Origin of the sequence: Salinimicrobium sp. TIG7-5_MAKvit (genome assembly GCF_049569215.1) — a bacterium.
Classification (GTDB): domain Bacteria; phylum Bacteroidota; class Bacteroidia; order Flavobacteriales; family Flavobacteriaceae; genus Salinimicrobium; species Salinimicrobium profundisediminis.
On sequence record NZ_CP145903.1, the window covers coordinates 1168516 to 1182964 of the forward strand.

Below are 14449 nucleotides of genomic sequence, written 5' to 3' on the forward strand. Positions count from 1 at the left end.
GTAAGTCTTGTAAGAACCGTTTTTGTTACAGCAGCAAACAATCTATTGCACTTGTGCAGTAGGATTAACCGGTTTTAGCTGGTTCCAAACTTTAATTTTGTCGTTTTCGGTAATGCCGTCTTTAATTTCTACAAAGATGCCGTCACTCACTCCCAACTCCACATCCCTGCGTTCAAATTGCTGGTCTCCGGTAGCTACTTCAACAAAAGGCTCTTGTGTTTTAGGATCAAATTGTATCAACGCCTCCCTTAAAGCCAGCACATTTTCAGCTTTCGCCAGGATAATGGAAGCATTTGCACTTAAGCCAGCTCTAATAAAAGTAGTATCGGCTTTATCAAGGGTTCCTTCGATATCAAACTGAATAGCCCCGTTTTCTTCCACTCCTTTTGGTGCAATATAGTCGAGCACTGCTTTGAAGGTTTTATCTTCAATGGCACCAACCGTTACTTCAAGCGGAAGATCTTCTTTTATTTTCCCAACTTCACTCTCATCAACCTTTCCTTCAAAGATCATTTTATTCACATCGGCAAGAACAGCTATAGTAGTACCGTCATTGAAATTATTACTTTCAATCACCTGGTTCCCCACTTTCACAGGAACGTCTAACACCATTCCTTCTACTGTAGAACGAATCAAAGTATTTGCAGCAGTACCCAAACCGCTTGTTGTTCCCGTACGCACAATCTCATAGTTTTGTTGTGCAGATTTATAATTCTGTTCTGCCCTTCTAAACGCTACCTGGGCATCATCAAATTCATTAGCCGAAATTACTCCCTTTTCAAAAAGTGATTCCTGACGTTCAAAATTCCTTTTTTCATTATCAAAGTTGATCTTTGCCGTTTGCACTGCATCTTTAGCATTCTGCAGAGATGAAACATTAGGGATCACACGTATTTTCGCAATTTGATCACCGGCCTGTATACGATCACCGGCTTCAATAAAGATCTCTTCAATAATCCCTGAAATATTGGGTTTAATCAAAACCTCTTCTTTGGGTACAATATTCCCTGTAGCCACTGTCTTTTTCACAATAGTTTTTTCTGAAGCCTGTTCGGTCTCATAAACAGTTGGGTCTTCCTGATTTTTGGCATACAGGTAATATAGCGCTCCGGTAAATGCTACTGCGATTACCACCAGGACCAGGATCGTTACAATTCTTTTCATTCTGTTTCTATTTATTTTTAATCTATTCTGTTCTTAAAGCATCTACGGGTTTGATCTTGATAGCGTTTTGCGCAGGGATCAAACCGGCCAGTAGACCTGATATTATTAATATAGCGAGAGCTGTTATCACTACGCCAAGGTTTACACTGGGATTGAGGAACATCATTTCTGAAGTATCCATACCACTTAAAGCCTTGTTCATAAGTGCTATTACTCCTGTTGCCAATACAATTCCTGCCATACCTGAGATAATGGTTAGAAAAATGGATTCCATGAGAATTTGGCCTCTTATTGCCCAGGGGGTTGCACCCAGTGCCCGCCTTACACCAATTTCGTTTGTTCGTTCTTTAACTACAATAAGCATGATATTAATTATCCCGATAATCCCCGAAAGCAGCACCAGAATTCCGACGAAATAAGCAACCCCTTTTAAAGCGACAAACAACCCATTGATCTTATTAAACTCTTCAAAAAGGTCAAAATTCCCTACTGCCCTGTCATCTTCTGGATGTATAGAGTGCCTGGTCTTGATCACCTCTATCACGTCACCTTTAAGATTGGTAATAGATGACCCGTCTTGTGCGGTAATGGCCATCCAACCTACATTGTTCCCCATGTTGAAGGCCTGAGAAAAAGCAGTAAAAGGAACGTAGATCTGTTTTTGATTCTCTTCGGCATTACCATTATTGCCTTTCTTCTTATAGGTGCCAATCACCATAAAGTTCACCCCACTAACCTTGATGTATGATCCGAGTACCTCTTCTCCCGGTTCATACAGGGTAGTACGCACTCCCTCTCCTATCACCGCCACTTTCCGCTTATCATTGATATCGGAATAATTAATGAACCTGCCTGAAGTAATATCCATAGGTTCCTGCTGAATAATTTCAGGATAATCTCCGTAAACATTAAATGCTCCGGTATTTAATCCCCTGGTCACGTTGTTTCCTCCTCCAAATCCGCCGAGCTGGTTACGGGGAGAAACAAATCTCATATTTGGCACTTCCCGTTTAATGGCAGCCACATCATCTATCTTGAAGTTATATCTTCTTCCTTTAGGAAGGCCTTTATAAGGCTTTGAAGTTACCTGGGTCCACATGAACATAGAATTGGTTGCCATTCCTCCAAATCCCTGCTTCACGCCATTCTCCAGACCTTTACCGGCAGCAAGCAGTATTACGAGAATAAAAATTCCCCATAGCACCCCAAAAGCGGTAAGTACGGTTCTAAACCAGTTAGCACTTAGAGCTTCCAGTATTTCATCCCAATTATCTCTACTAAACATGCTTACTCATCTCTTAATGCTACAATAGGTTTAATTTTCGCTGCCCTGTAAGCAGGGAAAAAGCCGGCCAATGCTCCGGCAACTATAAGAATAACCACTGTAGTAAGTGCAATTCCAAAATCTACCGAAGGGTTCGATATAAAGTTTGTTTCTATAAGCGGCCCAACCAGTTCGAGCAATGCTAAACTTCCAATAAGCCCTACCAGCCCTGCAATGGCAGTTACAAAAATAGATTCATGCAAGATCATTCCAACTATAGAAAGTGGTTCTGCTCCCAAAGCCTTTCTTACACCTATTTCGCGGGTGCGTTCCTTTACAATAATGAGCATGATATTACTTACCCCCACAATTCCTGCGATTATGGTACAGATACCCACACCCCAAAAGAAAAATTTAATCATATTGATGAGGTCGTAGAAGCGCTTCATGTTCTCGAGAGAATTATTGATGCTCACAGCCCTGTCATCTTCGGGCGCGATGCTGTGCTGTTCTTTCAGGAATTGTTCTAATTCTGAAGTAAATTTGTTGGAGGCGGCAAGAGCTGCTTCAAAATTATCCTCTTGTTCGAGGGTAAAGGCCATGTTGTTAATGTAATTTTGCCCGTTGAAGACACGTTGGCCCGTAGACAAAGGCACATATACCCGACTCTCTTCACGCTCTCCCCCTGGATCTGTGAATACTCCTATTACTTTAAAATTTATGCCTGAAATCTCGAGATATCTGCCAATAGGATCTACCTCTTTAAAAAGGTCATTACTCACCCTGTTTCCAATCACCACCACCTTTTCATAATTGTCATGATCTGAATAATTGATGTAACGCCCTTTGGTCATACTGCTCTTCTCAAGAAACTGGTAGTCGGGCAGCACCCCTTCCACTCTGTAAGAACCCGATTCTTTCTTGTAGGTCACCACCCCATTCCAAATCCTGTACACAGAAGATTTGAATTCCAGTTCATTCTCATACTTCTGGGCCGTGGTTTGAAAATCTGTATTCTTCAGCCGAATATTGCGCCCGGGATTAAGCCCTTTGTACTCCACAGAAGTAGTACCCGTCCATATATACAGGATATTGGAGGCATCCCGTTCAAATTCAGAAGAAATACCATTTTTCATTCCCTCTCCCAAACCTAATAATATAACGAGGATAAAAATACCCGAGGCTACCGAAAGGCCTGTGAGAAAGGTTCGCAGTTTGTTCTTGCGAATTGTATCAAAGATTTCTTCCCAACGTTCAAGATCAAACATGCTGCAGTGCTTTTACCTGATCTATTTTTTTATCATCTATTATCAAACCGTCTTTAAGGTTGACGATTCGTTTTGTCATTTCGGCGATATCATGCTCGTGGGTAACAATGAGAATAGTACGCCCCTCTTCATTGATCTTCTGAATAAGATCCATAACTTCATAAGAGGTTTTGGTATCAAGAGCACCGGTAGGTTCATCGGCCAGTAACACTTTTGGATCACTTGCCAGTGCCCGGGCTATTGCCACCCTTTGCTTCTGACCTCCCGATAATTCATTCGGAAGATGTTGTGCCCAGGGGGTAAGCCCTACTTTATCGAGATAGGCCATTGCCTTCTCTATTCGTTCTTTGCGTTTCATGCCCTGGTAATATAGAGGCAGGGCCACATTATCTAACGCAGTTTTATAATTGATAAGGTTAAAAGACTGAAAAATGAAGCCCAGAAATTTATTACGGTACCGGGCTGCAATTTTTTCATTAAGATTTTTAATTGGAACCCCATCAAGGGTGTAAGTACCGCTATCGGCTTCATCAAGCATTCCAAGAATGTTGAGCAGGGTAGATTTGCCCGAGCCAGAAGAGCCCATTATAGACACCAGCTCTCCTTCAGCAACATTAAAATTTATCCCCTTCAGTACGTGCAGGGAATTGCTTCCTGTTTTATAGGATTTGTGCAAATCTTTGATTTCAATCATACCGGGTGTAATTCAAATTACTATGAAGGCGCACCCATTAGACTGGTAAAAACAGTAAATGTTACATTTTCTGAAAAAAGATTTAAGAAAATGCCATTTTTAAGAGGGAAGAAAATTATTCTTCTACATGCTTTTTTCTCCTGGACTTCCAAATGAAGTAGGCAACTCCAGCCATTAACAGGTAAGGAAAGATCATGAGATATACAATCCCGTCGTTAATCCCTTCAGCAGTAGATTGGCCCTGTTCGGTTTCAAGTACTGCACGGCACATAGCACACTGCGCCTCAACGTCAACCGAAAGGAAAAGGATAAAAACAGCAGTAATAAAAATTCTAACTTTCATAACTTTAGTAATAAGGAGCCATGAATAAATACACCAGTACCCCTGTCACCGCAACATAAAGCCAAATTGGATAGGTGTAACGGGCAATTTTACGATGCTTCTCTACCTCTCCTGTAAGGCCGCGGTACATTGTGAACAGAACAAGAGGGACAATAATTGCCGAAAGCAGGATGTGCGTGATAAGAATAAAGAAGTAAATATATTTAAGTACTCCTTCCCCTCCATAAGGCACGGGTTCATTACTTATTTTTGAGATCACGTAACTCACTAAAAACACAGCCGAAAGAAAAAAGGCAGAGATCATAAGATTTCTGTGCCATATCAGTTCCTTCTTTTTCATGGCGTAATAACCTGCTATAAGAAACAAAGCAGTGAAGAAATTAAGCACGGCGTGAAAGAGTGGGAAGTTCTTAAAGCTTCCGCCCAAAACATCATACCGCTCTGGCAAATACATCAAGATGAGTACCGCAACCGGCACTAAGATGGAAACCACCACTATGGTAGGCACCATTACTTTATCTGTACTTCTATTTATCATCAATAAGTCTTTTAGCGTCGGCAATAAGTATATCAATTTGAGGCTCTTCTTCTCCCGGCTCCACAACTGCATTGCGGGGCACAGAACCCCTGTAATAAATAATTGGGTTTCCAAAAGAGTCTCTTCGGGACCTGATATAACCCTCACGATCTACAAGGGCAAAATAACCTGAATGTGCAAAACCACCCGCTGCATTTTCATCTTCGCCGGCATAAATATTAAAGCCAGAATTAGCAAGACCATAAATATCTTCCTGCTCTCCTGTCATTAAATGCCAGTTTGGATGGGTGATATTGTTATTTGCCGCATATTCTTTGAGAACCTGGGGCGTATCATGGCGGGTGTCTATACTAAACGAAGCAATCCCAAAATCTTCATTGGAAGCAAATACATCCTGCACCTCTACCAGATTGACTTTCATAATAGGACAAATAGTGGGGCAGGTAGAAAAGAAAAATTCAGCAATATAAACCTTACCTTCATAATCTTTATTGGTGATGGTATCCCCATGTTGATCTATGAATTCGAAAGGTGGGACTCTCTTCCTTTCTTCATTCACCATAATATAATCAAGATCAACGTTGGCAGCAGCCCGTTCTTCCCGACCGTCAGACCTGTTTGAAGAAACTGTTTCCTCTTCGTTCACCCTGTCAATTATTTCGGGAACCACAATGATCCCAAAAATAACGATTACCAGGAATAGCCCTATGTATGAGTAATTTTTCATTAATCTTCAGTATTCTCTTTATTGTACTTTTTAAGCTCTAGGCGATATTCAGCCAAAATAACCTTTACATCGTCGGTCATTTTATTGTTGAGAACATAGATGGAGCCGGTATCGTAGCCAAAAAGCTCATTACCATCATCATCTTTATCCCTGCCACGTAATTTTCCTTCTTTATCAATAATAAAGACATTTGGCGTAGAAAGGTCGCCATTTAGTTCAAGGTTGGTATTTAAACTATCAAACAGGGCGTTGATCTCTTCGGAAGAAGCAGTCACAAATTTCCACTTTTTGAGATCTATAACTTTTGAAATCTTTTGTTTGAGCTCTTCTACCTGCGCCTCACTTCCTTCAGGAACTACCGATACAAACTGAAAGTCATTAAATTCGGCATAAGGATCATAGATCTTTTCGGCCAGGTGATAGGCGTTGTTCATATAATCCATGGGCTCAACCCCGGGAAAACCAAGAATAGTGATCTTATTATCAAAGCTCACTTCCTCTTCATCACCTTCAAGGCTTCTAAAGGATTCAAGCTGGTAAATTTCCTGGGTAAGGACGGGCAGACGGGCAAAGTTATTAACTCCTGAAGCGAAGAACAGGTAAGCCCCAAGGGGAAGTGCAAAAAGCACAAAAATGACAAAGAATTTTTTCATATTATCTTTCCGGAAGATGTGCACAAAAATAAAAAAAGGCGGTTTTAAAACCGCCTTTCCTTTATGTTTTAACTTTTAGAAATCCCAGGCCACCTGCCCCCGCTGCAGTACCTCGTGAACATAATCTCCTTCAGTAAGAAGAATAAAAACAAGGTAAACGATGAGAAAACCTGCAGTCCAGACCACAGAGCGTCTTAGGCCTTTGGTCTCGCCTTCCATATGCATAAAGGCCCAGGTAATATAATAAGCCTTCCAAATTGTAAGAACAATGAATATCCAGTTGATTAGCTTTAAGCTAACAAAATAGGTATGCACCAGAAAATCTGGTTTGATGATCCCCAAAATAACTTCTACAAGAGTAATGATCGAAAGGATTATAAATACCGTCCAGATCCTTTTAGAGTTCGATTCGTGTGCGTGTGTAGTATCGTGTGCCATTTTAATTCTTATTCCAGTTTATACCAAATAGAAGAAAGTGAATACAAATACCCATACAAGGTCTACAAAGTGCCAGTACAGTCCAACTTTTTCTACCATTTCATAATGCCCTCTTCGCTCATAAGTACCAATAAGCACATTGAAGAAGATGATGATATTAATCAAAACCCCGGTCAATACGTGAAACCCGTGGAAACCGGTGATGAAAAAGAAGAAGTCTCCAAAAAGAGGATTTCCATATTCATTTTTTTGAAGGTTTGCCCCCTCAATAACTCCTATACCTTCGCTCTCAAGTTTTGCCAGTGACGCCTGTCTTGTCAGGATTACTTTCTCTCCTGTCTCGGTCAACTCCTGTGTTCTTATAAGAAGGTTTGGATTAGCTTCAAACCCTGCAAGCACATCATCCATTGTGAAACGTGCCAAAGTTGGCTCATCTGTAAACCAAAGGCCATTTGTTCGCTCATGCTGAATCCTTTCTTTTGGTGCAGCAACCACAAACTCATCCAGTGCAACGCGATGCCCATCATTATCTATAACCTGCAGCACATTACCACCCCGGGTTTCAATAGCACCATAGGTACCCTGAATAAAGTTCTTCCACTCCCATGCCTGTGACCCAAGGAAGATGATACCTCCAATAATGGTCAACAACATGTATATGGTCACCTTACCTCTTTTCATGTTATGGCCGGCATCTACTGCCAAAACCATAGTTACAGAAGAAAAAATAAGGATAAAGGTCATTAAGGCCACGTAATACATGGGCGCATCTACGCCATGTAAAAACGGAAAGTGGTTAAAAACCTCATCGGCAATTGGCCAGCTGTTAGAAAATTTGTATCTCGCAAAACCGTAAGAGGCAAGAAAACCGGAAAAAGTAAGCGCATCTGATAAGATGAAGAACCACATCATCATTTTACCATAGCTCACTTTCAAAGGTTGATTCCCACCGCCCCATGTTTTTCCTTCGGTACCTGTTCTGGTAACAGTCGCTTCCATAGAAAGAGTTTGATTTTTAAAGTATGGGCAAAAATAGGTTTTTTATTTATCTAAAGAAATATAAAAATAAAAACAGGTAAATCCAAAGGGCATCAACAAAGTGCCAAAAGGTAGCACCAAGTTCTAAGCCAAGTGTTTGCCCTGCATGGTACTTCTGTTTAAAATGGTTATAAATTATTACTAAAAGTACAATTATTCCTCCAAAAAGGTGCACTAAATGAGACCCAACGATCAAATAAAGGAAAGAAGTGGTAACACTACTGGCACTTCCTGTAAAGAAATATCCAGATTCCAGCAACTCGTTAAAGCTCTGGAATTGAAGGCCGATAAAAATTAAGCTAAGTACCAGTGTACCAAGAAGCCCCATGGTTGCAAGACTGTGTTTGTTCTGTTTTACCGCTTTCTCTGCAATGTGAAAAGTGACGCTGCTCAAAAATATAACCAGCGTACTCCAGATAAAAGTAGCCGGCAACTGAAGATCAGCAAGCCAGTCGGGCCGGTTTTTACTTACAACATAGGCACTGGTAAGGCCCGCAAACATCATTGCCATACTTATAATCCCGAACCAAAGCATCATCTTTTTTGCCCTGCCCTGCTTGTGCTGACTGGTTCCCTGTGTTAAATCCATACTCGAACTAATTTATCTAATACATATATTATTTGCAGCAAGGTAATGTAAGACACACTTGCAAGCATAAGTTTCTTTGCCGATTTTTCATCTCTTTTCCTGTAGAGCTGCACTGCATAATATAACATCCCCAAACCAATAAGAAACACAAGAGCAGCAGAAAGCGGCGTTATATAGAGGGCTCCTGTCATTCCTGTGGCCGGAATCAAGGAAACGATCAAAGTCCACAGCGTATAAAGCACAATTTGCACTGCAGTTCCTTTATCTCTTTTTCCGGTAGGTAACATAAAGAACCCGCCTTTTGCATAATCGTCATACAACCACCAGCCCAGAGCCCAAAAATGCGGAAATTGCCAGAAGAACTGTATCATAAACAAGGTTCCCGGCTCAATACCAAAATCTCCCGTAGCTGCAACCCATCCCAACATAAAAGGGATAGCACCAGGAAAAGCTCCTACAAAGACAGAAAGTGGGGTCTTGGTTTTTAACGGCGTATATACACTAACATACAGAAGTATACTTATTGCCCCAAACATGGCCGTACGCGGATTAATAAGGTAAAGTATGATGAGGCCCAGCACCGTAAGGGTACTGGCAATAACAAACGCAGTGTTTATTGACATCCTCCCCGAAGGAACAGGCCTGTTGCGAGTTCTCTTCATTAAAAGATCAAGATCTTTTTCCAGGATCTGGTTATAAGCATTTGACGCTCCAACCAGGCAATATCCCCCAATTGCAAGCATGATCACTGTAAGAAAATCAATAGATTCTGCTCCTAAGAAATATCCGGCAACCGAAGAAAATACTACGCTTATAGCCAGCCTCATTTTGGTAATTTCCTTAAGATCGCTTACCAGGGAGACAGACGGACTATGTACTTGGGTGTTTTCCAAAAATGGCAATTTTGGCGCAAAGATACTTCTTAATTGGTTTTTACCAAGAACACGACAGCGTTAAATTTAAAACTGAAGAAAAATCAAAGATTGATAATCAATATCTTATAGGGGCTACATATCGTAATACCAGTTGAAAATATCGGTGCGCAACCCAATATTGAACCAGTAGGTGGTATTCTTAAAATGATTTACGGTGTTTACTTCAGGATCAAAATTCCGGTAAATAAAACTTCCGAAGAACTTCAGGTTAGTCACCGGGTTAATAATATATCCTACTTCAGCTTGCGAAAAAAATGACTGGGTGGTATTGCCCTGCCCTATTTCCACACCTGTTTCAAAAGGGCGGTCTTCTTCGGTTCGATAGATATTTCCGCCGTAATAAGCACCATTCTCAAGAAAATCAAAGCCGCGTTCCCCATAGATGGCTTTCACGTGACCATAGTACCTGCCGGTCTTATAACGGGCTATAGCAACCAATTCCCTGAAATTCGCCCCCCACAAATGCGCCATAGATTGATTTGCATGGCCATAATTAAGCGTGATGGTATTGTGCGAATAGGTATAAGGCCGCACCTGATTGTATTCAAGTTGCAAGTGAAGATCCTGAATATTAAATGCATTAAAATATTTTGCTCCTACCTGGAAGCCGTGCTTATTCTTCCAACTGCCCTCGCCTCCAAAAACATCAGTAGAAGAAAATTCATCAATAAGCCACTGCCCATAGGTAAGAAAACTGTTGTTCCACTTATATTTTCCGGTGAGACCAATTATAGCATTACCCGCCTGCGCCCCGGTAGAAAATTCGATCGCCCTGTAAAAAATTATAGGATTGAGGTAGTTAAGATCAAAACCGCGGTTATTGTCATTCTCCCACATTACCGATTCAAAAAAGCCAATATTAAGCCGTTTTGTGACATTATAGCTCAAATAGTGATTAGCCATAAACTTGGTGCGGTAGGAATCTTCACCCGTCACTTCTGGGCGAACATCTCGCAAAGACATCCAGGTGTTGGTGTATTTTATTTTCCAGAAGGTGGTGTTGAGCTTAAAGTATGGATAAGGTGAAGCATTATCGCTCAACAGCAAAGACCTGTACCCGTCACCAATAAAATTCTTCCCATGACCAAATTGTAAATTGAAAAATTTCCCGGGACTAAAAGAAAGATAGCCCTCGGCGACAGGATAGTCATATCCCTGCCCCATAAAAGGTTTGGCAATACCACGGCCGGGAATAATAGCAGCACCTTCGTTCCCCGGTCTTATTGATTCAGCATAACGGTTAAAATAATCGGCAAACCTTCCCTGGTTCTCGTAAACCACTGAGTAAAAATTTAAATTCTTACCCAAACCACCCTGGAAGATGGCTGCCCGTGTGTTGTTGTAGGTTACGTCCAACTCATTATCAAGGTCTTTCCCCACCTGCACATCAAGCCCAAAATCTACCGTAAACCAATACCCTTCTCCCTGAAATTTAAAAAGATGCTCATTCCACACCTTTCTCTCCACCCAGGAGGTGACAGGTTTTTGAAGCCCCAGCAGTTCTTCTTCAAAATCGTAGTAATCTTTTACTTCGGAAAACAAAAAAGGTTTGGAAGCCGAATGGAAATTAGTTCCCACCATGTTCACCTCATCTTCAAACCGACTGTAAAACTCGTGCGAGAGCGGAATATTAATATCACTATCTAATCTTGGATGATTAAAATCCAGCGGCTTTATCTGCTCGTACTCTGTGGTAATATCAATTTCTTCCTGCGGTTCCGGCACCTCTGCTTTTACAACGCTCACATTCTCTTCCTCAATAACTGCGGAAGGCTCTCCGGCTTCTAAAGGAATATTTATTGGCATGCGAAACTGCATATCAATGGGCCGGCTGTTATATGTGGCAGGGGAGATCTTCGGAAGGGTCTCAAAAATGCGGTTTAACTCCGCCTTTAGTTCGGGGTAAGCGGCATTGATGTAGTTCACCTGGAAATTTCCGTCACTGGTAACTTCAAAAAGTACCACCATTTCACCCCGGTAGTTGTCTTCAGCAACAACAGCGGGCAATATAAACCCCTCTTTAATCTTGCTTTTTAGGGTAGTATTAAAACAAAGTTCCTGTTTATCAAAAGCTACCTCTCGGCATTCCGAAAACTGCGGAAATCTCTCCGGATCCCCTTTAAAGGACTGGGGAAAAACAAAAAGCGGAAGGAAAAAGATGAGGAGCGGGTAAAATCTAGTCATATCCTGCACAAAGCTGAATGGATTACAGGGGAAAGATACATTTTTTTAAGTATCTGATGGTTTTTCCTGCACGCAAAAAAATCCCGCAGCTAACTGCGGGATCAAAAATGCCATTTTTGACACTCTTTTATTCCTGAATCCTAAACACAATGGGCAATGAATAAATTACCCCTACCGGTTGACCGCCCTGCTTCCCCGGAATTAACTCTGGGAAAGCATTAATGACCCGTATAGCTTCTTCTTCGAGTTTTGGGTGAGGCCCTCGTGCCCCAATGGCTTTCACCGTGCCGTCTTTTTCCACTTTAAAGCTCACATAGATGCGGTGCAGCCCACTAAGCCCCAGTTTCTCCCCCAAAGCCTTATCAAAGGTGCGACCCACCAGCCGGTTCACCTGCTCACCAAAGCATTGTTTACGGGCATCGTTATTTTTGAGGTTTTCACATCCGGGGAATACGGGCACCTCCTCTACTGCGTGAATATTATACTCTTCTATTTTTTCTTCTTCATCAACATACTCCACTTCGGCCACTTTCAGGATCTTTTCGGGAATTTCTGTAGGTGCTATCAGGGTTTCCTCCTTTTCAACATCATCTTTGATGATCTCCACCTCTTCAGTAATTTCCTTCGGAAGTTCGGGTGGTTTTACGTCTTCTACCTGCGTCACCGGCACAGGCTCTTCTTCAAACGCGTAGGCCACAACGAGATCTTGCTGCGATACCGGCGCCGAAGAAACCTGCCATTCTATGAGTTGCCACGCCAGGAACAGGGCCAGAACCAGCCCGAGCTGAAAAAATAAGATGCTTCTTTTTGAAAGATCTGCTTTTGCACTTTTCTTGTTTTTCATAATGATATATTTATAGATTAGTGAATTATTAGATCAAAAACAGTCATTGAAAACATCTTTTTAACAACATCTATAACATAACGTCAATAATTAGACCGAAGAGCAGCAGCCTGTTGCAAATCAGGCGCCTTTCATCCATACAACAAAAGTTTAAAGCAAAAAAAATCCCGCAGTAGCTGCGGGATTTTTAAATATTGTGAGACTAAATTAGTCCTGTACTCTAAAGGTAATAGGCAGAGAGTATAATACCCCAACCGGCTGACCACGTTGTTTACCAGGTTGCATCTTAGGTAGCATATTCACTACTCTTTCAGCTTCCTGCTGTAGGCGTGGGTGTGGAGCACGTGCCCCTAACACAGTTACAGCACCGTTCTTCTCAATCCTGAACTGAACGTAAATCCTGTTAATTCCTGAAAGACCAAGATCACTTCCCAAACCTGTATCAAATCTACGGTTTACGAAATCATTGATCTTTTCACTCATACAGTTTTTACGAGCCTCGTTGTTCTTTTCATTCTCACATCCAGGAAAAACCGGTACATCTTCAATAACTGCAAACGGAACGTCCCCAATTTCTTCCTCTTCTTCAACAACCTCTACTTCTTCAACTTCCACGATCTCTTCCTGGTTAGTCTCGGTAGATTCGATCACGGTCTCTTCAACCTCTTCTTCATCTTCTACGATCTCGATAACCTCGGGTGCTGGTGGCGGTGGTGGCGGTGGTGGTGGTGGTGGCGTATTCAATTCGGTGATTGGCACATCTTCCTCCTCAAAGGCATCCATATCAACCATTCCGGTATCAATAGCTTCCTTGTCGTAGGTTTTCCACTCAATCGCCTGCCAGGTGACAAAAAGCATCACGATCATTCCAATCTGGAAGAACAGAACGCTTCTCCTGGACAAATCAGCTTTTGGGTTCTTTTTGGGTTTCATAATTCCGTTTTAATTATAGGTTGGCTAAAATAATTAATTTTTCATTAAAACTAAATTTATCTTAGCTTTTAACCTCGTTAGATTTTTCCTGAGGATCCAAACGACAATTGCGGCCACTACCACTCCGATAGTATTAGCAAGAATATCAAAAAGATCCGGTTGACGATAACTGGTTATTACACCCTGAAGAACCTCAATAAAAATGCCAAAAGCAACTGAAGCCAGGGAAATAAACATTATCCTCTTAAAAAGGCCTTTTTCTTCAAAAGTAAAAAGCCCAAATAGCATCCACAGCAGGCCAAGACCAAAATAGGCACCACAGTGCATGGTTTTATCGCTCATCCCCAGGTCTTTTACCGGAGTATCGGCCAGGTTAATGAGAGACAGGTAAAGTATAAGCCCCGTGTAAATTAAGGCCGGAAAAAAGAAAAGGAGTTTAACCCTCAACAATTTCTGTATATTCTTCGGCACTCAAAAGATCGTCTAATTGAGATGGGTCGCTAAAACGGATCTTCACCATCCAGCCTTCGCCGTAAGGATCTGAATTTACTTTTTCCGGTTCGTCTTCAAGGCTCTCATTGAATTCGATGATCTCTCCAGAAAGTGGTGCAAATAGATCAGATACTGTTTTTACAGCTTCAACAGTACCAAAAACCTCTTCTCTATCCAGGGTTTCATCTACAGTCTCTACTTCAACATAAACAATATCTCCCAGCTCACCCTGGGCAAAATCGGTAATACCTACTATTGCAACATCTCCTTCAATTCTCACCCATTCGTGATCATTGGTGTACTTTAAATCTTTTGGAATTTTCATGGTTAGGAATTTATTATAAC

General features: G+C 41.5%; 17 protein-coding genes. All 17 read right to left on the bottom strand.

Annotated features, from left to right (window positions below):
* Positions 1–42: 42 nt before the first annotated feature.
* Positions 43–1164, bottom strand: a complete 1122-nt coding sequence (locus V5739_RS05305; RefSeq protein WP_266068426.1) for an efflux RND transporter periplasmic adaptor subunit — start codon at positions 1162–1164, stop codon at positions 43–45.
* 22 nt (positions 1165–1186) lie between these two features.
* Complete coding sequence (locus tag V5739_RS05310; protein ID WP_423819920.1) at positions 1187–2449, bottom strand: ABC transporter permease; 1263 nt, start codon at positions 2447–2449, stop codon at positions 1187–1189.
* A gap of 2 nt (positions 2450–2451) precedes the next feature.
* Positions 2452–3696: an ABC transporter permease gene (locus tag V5739_RS05315; protein WP_266068422.1), complete on the bottom strand. Its 1245-nt coding sequence runs from the start codon at positions 3694–3696 to the stop codon at positions 2452–2454.
* Positions 3689–4390, bottom strand: coding sequence for an ABC transporter ATP-binding protein (locus V5739_RS05320; protein ID WP_423819921.1), 702 nt, complete (start codon positions 4388–4390; stop codon positions 3689–3691). Before V5739_RS05320 ends, V5739_RS05315 begins: the two co-directional genes overlap by 8 nt.
* Positions 4391–4505: 115 nt before the next feature.
* The gene (locus tag V5739_RS05325; protein ID WP_266068420.1) at positions 4506–4733 is read right to left on the bottom strand and encodes a hypothetical protein; all 228 of its coding nucleotides are present in this window, start codon (positions 4731–4733) and stop codon (positions 4506–4508) included.
* Between the two features lie 4 nt (positions 4734–4737).
* Complete coding sequence (locus V5739_RS05330) at positions 4738–5271, bottom strand: DUF420 domain-containing protein (RefSeq protein WP_423819922.1); 534 nt, start codon at positions 5269–5271, stop codon at positions 4738–4740.
* Positions 5261–5998 carry an SCO family protein gene (locus V5739_RS05335; RefSeq protein ID WP_423819923.1) on the bottom strand — a complete coding sequence of 246 codons (738 nt, stop codon included), beginning with the start codon at positions 5996–5998 and terminating at the stop codon, positions 5261–5263. Before V5739_RS05335 ends, V5739_RS05330 begins: the two co-directional genes overlap by 11 nt.
* Positions 5998–6651 (bottom strand): hypothetical protein, encoded by a 654-nt coding sequence (locus tag V5739_RS05340; RefSeq protein WP_423819924.1) that lies wholly within the window; start codon positions 6649–6651, stop codon positions 5998–6000. Before V5739_RS05340 ends, V5739_RS05335 begins: the two co-directional genes overlap by 1 nt.
* 75 nt (positions 6652–6726) lie before the next feature.
* Entirely contained in the window at positions 6727–7089 is a 363-nt protein-coding gene (locus V5739_RS05345; protein WP_266068416.1) for a cytochrome C oxidase subunit IV family protein, read from the bottom strand.
* 18 nt (positions 7090–7107) lie between these two features.
* On the bottom strand, positions 7108–8088 hold the full coding sequence (locus tag V5739_RS05350) for a cytochrome c oxidase subunit 3 (protein ID WP_423819925.1): 981 nt from the start codon (positions 8086–8088) through the stop codon (positions 7108–7110).
* Positions 8089–8134: 46 nt separating this feature from the next.
* Positions 8135–8716, bottom strand: coding sequence for a cytochrome c oxidase subunit 3 (locus tag V5739_RS05355; protein WP_266068414.1), 582 nt, complete (start codon positions 8714–8716; stop codon positions 8135–8137).
* Positions 8707–9609, bottom strand: a complete 903-nt coding sequence (gene cyoE, locus V5739_RS05360) for a heme o synthase (protein WP_423819927.1) — start codon at positions 9607–9609, stop codon at positions 8707–8709. Before cyoE ends, V5739_RS05355 begins: the two co-directional genes overlap by 10 nt.
* Positions 9610–9723: 114 nt before the next feature.
* Positions 9724–11835, bottom strand: coding sequence for a gliding motility protein RemB (locus V5739_RS05365; protein ID WP_423819928.1), 2112 nt, complete (start codon positions 11833–11835; stop codon positions 9724–9726).
* Between the two features lie 127 nt (positions 11836–11962).
* The gene (locus V5739_RS05370; RefSeq protein WP_423819929.1) at positions 11963–12679 is read right to left on the bottom strand and encodes an energy transducer TonB; all 717 of its coding nucleotides are present in this window, start codon (positions 12677–12679) and stop codon (positions 11963–11965) included.
* Between the two features lie 207 nt (positions 12680–12886).
* Entirely contained in the window at positions 12887–13612 is a 726-nt protein-coding gene (locus tag V5739_RS05375; RefSeq protein WP_266068407.1) for an energy transducer TonB, read from the bottom strand.
* 33 nt (positions 13613–13645) lie between these two features.
* Positions 13646–14062, bottom strand: a complete 417-nt coding sequence (locus V5739_RS05380; protein ID WP_423819930.1) for a VanZ family protein — start codon at positions 14060–14062, stop codon at positions 13646–13648.
* Complete coding sequence (gene gcvH / locus V5739_RS05385; protein ID WP_266068405.1) at positions 14049–14429, bottom strand: glycine cleavage system protein GcvH; 381 nt, start codon at positions 14427–14429, stop codon at positions 14049–14051. Before gcvH ends, V5739_RS05380 begins: the two co-directional genes overlap by 14 nt.
* Positions 14430–14449 lie beyond the last annotated feature (20 nt).

Excerpts from the sequence above, each read along its gene's own strand:
- V5739_RS05370 (WP_423819929.1), bottom strand. The coding sequence starts at position 12,679 with ATGAAAAACAAGAAAAGTGCAAAAGCAGATCTTTCAAAAAGAAGCATC.
- V5739_RS05335 (WP_423819923.1), bottom strand. The coding sequence starts at position 5,998 with ATGAAAAATTACTCATACATAGGGCTATTCCTGGTAATCGTTATTTTT.
- V5739_RS05325 (WP_266068420.1), bottom strand. The coding sequence starts at position 4,733 with ATGAAAGTTAGAATTTTTATTACTGCTGTTTTTATCCTTTTCCTTTCG.
- V5739_RS05350 (WP_423819925.1), bottom strand. The coding sequence starts at position 8,088 with ATGGAAGCGACTGTTACCAGAACAGGTACCGAAGGAAAAACATGGGGC.
- V5739_RS05375 (WP_266068407.1), bottom strand. The coding sequence starts at position 13,612 with ATGAAACCCAAAAAGAACCCAAAAGCTGATTTGTCCAGGAGAAGCGTT.
- V5739_RS05345 (WP_266068416.1), bottom strand. The coding sequence starts at position 7,089 with ATGGCACACGATACTACACACGCACACGAATCGAACTCTAAAAGGATC.
- V5739_RS05355 (WP_266068414.1), bottom strand. The coding sequence starts at position 8,716 with ATGGATTTAACACAGGGAACCAGTCAGCACAAGCAGGGCAGGGCAAAA.
- V5739_RS05340 (WP_423819924.1), bottom strand. The coding sequence starts at position 6,651 with ATGAAAAAATTCTTTGTCATTTTTGTGCTTTTTGCACTTCCCCTTGGG.
- V5739_RS05330 (WP_423819922.1), bottom strand. The coding sequence starts at position 5,271 with ATGATAAATAGAAGTACAGATAAAGTAATGGTGCCTACCATAGTGGTG.
- gcvH (WP_266068405.1), bottom strand. The coding sequence starts at position 14,429 with ATGAAAATTCCAAAAGATTTAAAGTACACCAATGATCACGAATGGGTG.
- V5739_RS05310 (WP_423819920.1), bottom strand. The coding sequence starts at position 2,449 with ATGTTTAGTAGAGATAATTGGGATGAAATACTGGAAGCTCTAAGTGCT.
- V5739_RS05365 (WP_423819928.1), bottom strand. The coding sequence starts at position 11,835 with ATGACTAGATTTTACCCGCTCCTCATCTTTTTCCTTCCGCTTTTTGTT.
- V5739_RS05320 (WP_423819921.1), bottom strand. The coding sequence starts at position 4,390 with ATGATTGAAATCAAAGATTTGCACAAATCCTATAAAACAGGAAGCAAT.
- V5739_RS05315 (WP_266068422.1), bottom strand. The coding sequence starts at position 3,696 with ATGTTTGATCTTGAACGTTGGGAAGAAATCTTTGATACAATTCGCAAG.
- V5739_RS05305 (WP_266068426.1), bottom strand. The coding sequence starts at position 1,164 with ATGAAAAGAATTGTAACGATCCTGGTCCTGGTGGTAATCGCAGTAGCA.